Raw genomic sequence first — 5,567 nt, 5'->3', positions numbered from 1 at the left:
ATTAGGGCGTGTAAGGATCGGTATGTCAGCGCAGCAGGTCAAGATATACTATCCCGAACTTGTATTTACTGAATCGGATGGTTACTACTCGATGGACTACGTAAGTATGTCTGCGGTACTTGTAGGTGGCATGCAAGAACTATATACCCGTTTCATTCCAGTTGAGAACAAAGTAAAGATACTGGAAAGCCGGGTACAGAACTTGCAGCTTCGGCTGGATAACGCATACCGTGAGATATTCAAACTTATACAACAGATGGGAGGTGCGGCATGATTTTGCCTAAGAAGAATTTAAGAGCTGTAGATATTGGGTGTACTATTGGAGAGTACGTGCCTGGTATTATTAATGGAGTAAGATGCAATACCATAGCTACTGATGCAGAGACTTTGTGCACCAGTGACAAGATCAATATATGGGCTAAGTATAAGCCCGTGCCAAACAATTTTACGCAAGTCCGACCGGAAGAATGGTGGAGGGGAACGACGCGTGAATGTGGGATAAAAGTGGAATACCAGCAGATCGGGAACGAATCGTTGCTGCAATCCCTCCGGCAAAAGATTATTGACAAGTATAATTTCTTTAAGCCTATCCATCCGAACGGGTCTCAGTCTGAGCCATTCCGGCTGGGAGATTTTGCCGGGTATAACCCGCAGGCCACACACAATGTCGTTCATATAAGCGTTCCTGATTCGGCAGGATGGAACAATGGAAGCGGAATTGATAATGCAGCCCGTGTCACTATGGCCGTGCAATGGAGGCACGAGGAAGACATGATTTCGCTTAGCGACCTTCGGGTGAATGAAGGCGTATTCAATCTGGCGGAATGGTATCTGGGGGCAATACTCAATATCCCGGCGGACAAGGAGTCTGCCAGGATCGTGACCAACGATACCCCATTGGCCGACATGGAAAATGTGGATTGGATAGAGTTTAATGTCGGAGGGACTGGTACTATAACCATCTATCCGGTACTCTGCCAGCAATCTAACACCACATTGAGTACTTATCTTGGAGGATATGCGATACCGCTGCCCAATTTGGGGAGTTATGAGTGCAAAATAGTAGAAGCGCAGCGAGCCACGCTGTCGTTTGCCGAAGATGAATGTAGTATAGACAATTACACCAACGAGTTTCGTGTCAATCTTACAATCCATTACGACAATGTCAAGACGGTTCCGACCGACGTACCCGGCAGGATCACGGTAGCCGCCGCCACCGAATACTCGCAGCCATTAGGTCCGTTCGTCAAGATTCCATATTCTTCCGAAACGGATATATGGTCGATACCGATCTCTTCAAGCCGTGGGAATTTCACCCTTACTCCATTTACAGTCAATAAGGACAGCTTAGGGATTGATAAAAACGACCCCAACTTCAAGCGATTATTATGCGTATTCACGCCGACCAATATTGTGTACGGCAACACGATATACTTTGGCGTTCCTATTTAATAACCCCTTAAAAAGAAAGGAGAAACAGTTATGTTAAAGTACAAGCTAGTCCAGCGGAAGGACATGACAAAGGGAGCTTTGGAAGGATCGAAGCTCTATTATCCGCAAGTGATCAACCAGGGGCGCGTGTCGTTCGATTCGCTCTGCGAGGAAGTGGCCGAACAGTCGTCGCTCACCTCGGGTGACATCAAGAACTGCATGGACCGCCTGATCAACTGCCTCGTGCGCCACCTGAAGGAAGGACGTTCGGTGGATTGCGGCGACCTCGGTTCGTTCCGCATCAACATCCGAAGCACCGGTGCCGACACGCCCGAAGCCTACGACGCCGCCACCATGATGCGCAAGCCGAGCGTCCAGTATTATCTGGGAAAGAAGCTGCGCGACATGCAGGATACCGGCGTACAATACGAACGCTACACGCCGCCATCAAACGAGTAGTGGCATCGCTTCCGGCACATAGGTATATCTCTTCCGAGATACTACTATATCTCCGCCGAGATATACCTATATCGCCACGGAGATATACCTATGTAATTTCAACCTCATTTTATAACCATTTAAAAACGATTTAATCATGGAATCAAAAACAGTTTTCAGCAACGGACGCAACACGTTCGACACAGTATTGGAAGGAGAAACAATCACTATGCGCGGTACAGCCACAATAGGCAAAGAAACGATCGAGTTTAATGGACAGATGTCAAGAAAGGATAATGGAACCTATATTGGAGATTACGCAACAGCGAGTGTATCCGTAGGGGATTCATCGCGTATTGACTATCTCATTGAAGCGGCCACCATGTTGAAACAATTAACCAGCGATGTTAAAGCTAAATCACAGGAGGAAACGGCATGAAAAAGGGAGAGATCGTAATCATTAACAGCATCTTTGGGGGCGAAATTCGCCTTCCGAAGATGAAAGGAGAAGATTTGTACAAGGTACTGACAGCTAAATCAGAAATCTCTTCGATTGTAGAAGAGATCCAAAAGAAGGCTGAAGAACTGAAGAACGGCACCAAGCCGGAATCCGTAGATCCGATGAACTTCCGGGAAGACGATCCGGATGTGATCGAATGGAAGAAGCAGTTTATTCCTATGCAGAATAAGTTATACAACGAAGAGTACGAAGGTAAATTTCCTGATCCATGCATTCCACGGGATATATTCCCCGACATGATCGTTGGAATGACGCCGGGTAATGCGGAATTATTGTTGAAGTATTTGGTGATTAAATAAGGCAGAATTATGGAGGCAAGAGAATTACATTTTTCCCAGCAAGGGAAAGAATGGGTAGCGGAAGAGACGGTAAATGACGACTACTCATTGCATTTGGAGAGAAAGAAAGGAGGTTATTTTCATATCTCGCAGCGGAGTTCAGACACCGGGACATTTGTCCCTTGTGCCTTGCCTCCCTGGTTAGAAAGGACAGGCCAGTTTATAGATCATTCTTTCGGCCATGGGGTATATCCCATGCACATTAAGATTGTGAGTGAGACAGAGGTGACAATGGGAACAATCAGGGAGGCAGAATCATGAAACTGAATTATATCCTGCTGAACGTACTGGTTCTCGGTCCGGCACCGCTCAATGCGCTCGGCACCGGTAATGGTAAGTTCGGTAAATCAGAATCACATCCCCCGCATGTCCTGTTGGAAGATGGAGGAAGTGTATTAATGGAAGATGGTGGAATGGTAATATTGGAAGAATATGGAGAAGGAGAAGGATAAGAAAATAAGTGAACTTGGCAAGTTGGAAACTGTCACAGGCGAAGAAGTTGCCTTGGTGGAGAAAGGGAAGAAGAACTATGGCCTTCCCATGTCATTGCTGGCGAAGGCGAGTGACATTGAAGACGTGAACAGGAGTATCGAGGGCATCCGGTCTGATATATCGGATCTTCAAATACAGGACAACTACGGCGTGGCTAGCTGGTCCGAGGATGACCTTGCTCCGGAATGTACCGGTTTCTTTGGCAGTTGGGAGTTCCTGAACAAATGGAACGTGTATTTGCTTGATACGACCGATAATGCCGGAGAGACGACAACCCCAGTTGGCAAGCTGATGCGTAATAACCTGTTCCGTTTCGAGGACGGTAGTTTTGCGCCGACTGTCGGTATCACAGAGGAAATGCGAGCAGAATGTGACGTTGAGTTGTATTTGGACGAGGCGCACCAGCAGAAGTATTGCGACGCTGGGGCGTTCAACGCTGAAACGTTCTATAATGAGCATGGCATGGCGAAGCTCTACAATGCTGAAGGTGTCGAGGTCCGTGTATTACGTCCGTGGGAGACAACCGAGACCAAGTACACGATCGGCATAGGCCGGGATGATACTGTATACTTGTTGGATAGTCTGAAAGGGAAATCCGGCCGTATCTGGAAGGGCCTGTTCGCCACTCCGACGGTATGGGACGGCATAGACGTAAGCGATTATCCGCTACCACCGACGGCGATGTCACCCAGTCCGGTGTGTACGATAGGTGATAAGCCAAGAAGTTTCTTCTACCTGTATGAAGGGGAGAAGAACTGCCAATCATCGGCAGGCCAGAGTAATATGTGTACGATGTTCCAGGTTGGCCGTACCTATCCCCGTACAAATGACATGAACCAGGTAACGAATATGCAGCGTGCCCGCTCGATGAACGCCGATACGAGCCGTTCCTATCCGTTCTCCGAGGGCGGATTTCATGCCTTGAATACCTATGTGACGGCGCAAGAGGTTCTCTATGGAACGAAATACCTTCATAAGAACACGTTTTTCGGTAGTGGCATATCATCAAACGATAGCTGTGACAGCGAGTCTACATGGAAGCAGAACGGAGGCGTAAGATACAAGTTGAGTAGCAGTGGCACATGGAAGTACGCTACATGGAGTACTCAGGGAGACATCTATTATGCGGCAGATCAGAAACGTACCAATTTCACTACGCTGTTGAATTTGGAGCATCCTAAAGAGCAATGTATGGAGAGCCAGATGGTCGCCTCATTCGCTTGCGAGACGGGTATCCAACCAGGTGTCGAGTTTGAGTTCTATGGCGGTACGTATTGGTATGAGAATGTTCCGAACGCATCCGGTCTGTCAGAAGGGGGCATGAATGTCCGTGTGTTCAAGCGGATGAGTACGACGTTTAACGCTTATGACTCTGCAGGTGCAGAACAAAGCTGGGATGTAGAAATAATCCTTCGAATGTCCTTGGTTGGCGGCATGAATCTGTCCGGCGACATATTCGCTTATTGGGGTGGAGGTTCAGAGAATGTCGGAACCTATGAAATTGATAAAAATACTTCTTATACAGGAAATCCGGTTGATCTGTACATAGAACCGGATCAGAAGAAATGGCATAATGAGACAGTCGTAAGTAAAGCAGATAAAGGAGTATTTGATTTTGAGTCTCGATATAGAAAGTTAGGAACATATACGAATTTGGGTAATAGCTATGTTCTAAAACGTCAGCCATATTCATGTTGGAAAACAGAAAATGGAGGAAGTATCAGTACAGGAGAGTGCCATTATGTTTATGACCATAACTATTGGGGAAGTGTTTTAAACACTCGGTATAGAATCGGCCTGCGTTTTCGCGGCAATGCTTTTCATGGCATTTGTTCCGCGCGTAATGTGACTGCGTACTACGCCGCCTCTGCTACGTACCGCAATTCTGCCGGGTCTGCCCAAGCCTTGATAGCAGGCGCAGCCCCGCTGCAAGCGGAATGAAGGGGCTGCAAGCCCCGGGGTGTTAGATAACATGAAAAAAGGAGTAAAAAGGAATGAAAAAAATATCGAAATTTGGCGTTGAAAAATCCTGCCGTCTTGCGGCAAGTCCGACACTGGGACCGCGACCACCGAACCGCAAAAGACAGGTTGAAAGAATGGATGGAAGGCCGGCCTGCGTTTTCGCGGCAATGCTAATAATGGCAATTGTTCCGCGCGTAATGTGAATGCGAACAACGTCGCCTCTAATACGAACCGCAATTATGCCGGGTCTGCCCAAATCGGAAAAAGAAAAAGATACCCCCTTCCATTCATGTCCAGGAGTGACGAAAAAATAAAAGACAACGCACATGTTCCAGAAAAGGATGAGATGTGTAGTAGCGTCAAGGCGCTACTTAAATGCCCGGCTT

8 protein-coding genes are annotated in these 5,567 nt (G+C 47.3%); all 8 read left to right on the top strand.

Features of this window, described 5'->3' with window-relative positions; genetic code table 11:
- A partial coding sequence (locus MUN53_RS18100; protein ID WP_243326812.1) for a hypothetical protein occupies positions 1–274 on the top strand: 274 nt, incomplete at its 5' end.
- Entirely contained in the window at positions 271–1,452 is a 1,182-nt protein-coding gene (locus tag MUN53_RS18095; protein WP_243326811.1) for a hypothetical protein, read from the top strand. The genes MUN53_RS18100 and MUN53_RS18095, both read left to right, overlap by 4 nt.
- A gap of 30 nt (positions 1,453–1,482) precedes the next feature.
- Positions 1,483–1,890, top strand: a complete 408-nt coding sequence (locus tag MUN53_RS18090) for an HU family DNA-binding protein (protein WP_243326809.1) — start codon at positions 1,483–1,485, stop codon at positions 1,888–1,890.
- Between the two features lie 136 nt (positions 1,891–2,026).
- Positions 2,027–2,308 carry a hypothetical protein gene (locus tag MUN53_RS18085; RefSeq protein WP_243326807.1) on the top strand — a complete coding sequence of 94 codons (282 nt, stop codon included), beginning with the start codon at positions 2,027–2,029 and terminating at the stop codon, positions 2,306–2,308.
- Complete coding sequence (locus tag MUN53_RS18080; RefSeq protein ID WP_243326806.1) at positions 2,305–2,688, top strand: hypothetical protein; 384 nt, start codon at positions 2,305–2,307, stop codon at positions 2,686–2,688. The genes MUN53_RS18085 and MUN53_RS18080 overlap by 4 nt, the downstream gene beginning before the upstream one ends.
- Positions 2,689–2,697: 9 nt before the next feature.
- A complete protein-coding gene (locus tag MUN53_RS18075; protein WP_243326805.1) occupies positions 2,698–2,988 on the top strand; it encodes a hypothetical protein in 291 nt (96 codons plus the stop codon).
- The gene (locus tag MUN53_RS18070) at positions 2,985–3,179 is read left to right on the top strand and encodes a hypothetical protein (protein ID WP_243326803.1); all 195 of its coding nucleotides are present in this window, start codon (positions 2,985–2,987) and stop codon (positions 3,177–3,179) included. Before MUN53_RS18075 ends, MUN53_RS18070 begins: the two co-directional genes overlap by 4 nt.
- Complete coding sequence (locus tag MUN53_RS18065) at positions 3,160–5,160, top strand: hypothetical protein (RefSeq protein WP_243326801.1); 2,001 nt, start codon at positions 3,160–3,162, stop codon at positions 5,158–5,160. Before MUN53_RS18070 ends, MUN53_RS18065 begins: the two co-directional genes overlap by 20 nt.
- Positions 5,161–5,567 lie beyond the last annotated feature (407 nt).

This window comes from Parabacteroides faecalis (assembly GCF_022809355.1).
Lineage (GTDB): Bacteria > Bacteroidota > Bacteroidia > Bacteroidales > Tannerellaceae > Parabacteroides > Parabacteroides faecalis.
Note: the sequence above shows the minus strand (reverse complement) of the source record. Positions and strands in the feature narration are given on the sequence as shown.

Coding starts and splice junctions, on each gene's coding strand:
- MUN53_RS18095 (WP_243326811.1), top strand. CDS start 271: ATGATTTTGCCTAAGAAGAATTTAAGAGCTGTAGATATTGGGTGTACT.
- MUN53_RS18090 (WP_243326809.1), top strand. CDS start 1,483: ATGTTAAAGTACAAGCTAGTCCAGCGGAAGGACATGACAAAGGGAGCT.
- MUN53_RS18085 (WP_243326807.1), top strand. CDS start 2,027: ATGGAATCAAAAACAGTTTTCAGCAACGGACGCAACACGTTCGACACA.
- MUN53_RS18080 (WP_243326806.1), top strand. CDS start 2,305: ATGAAAAAGGGAGAGATCGTAATCATTAACAGCATCTTTGGGGGCGAA.
- MUN53_RS18075 (WP_243326805.1), top strand. CDS start 2,698: ATGGAGGCAAGAGAATTACATTTTTCCCAGCAAGGGAAAGAATGGGTA.
- MUN53_RS18070 (WP_243326803.1), top strand. CDS start 2,985: ATGAAACTGAATTATATCCTGCTGAACGTACTGGTTCTCGGTCCGGCA.
- MUN53_RS18065 (WP_243326801.1), top strand. CDS start 3,160: ATGGAGAAGGAGAAGGATAAGAAAATAAGTGAACTTGGCAAGTTGGAA.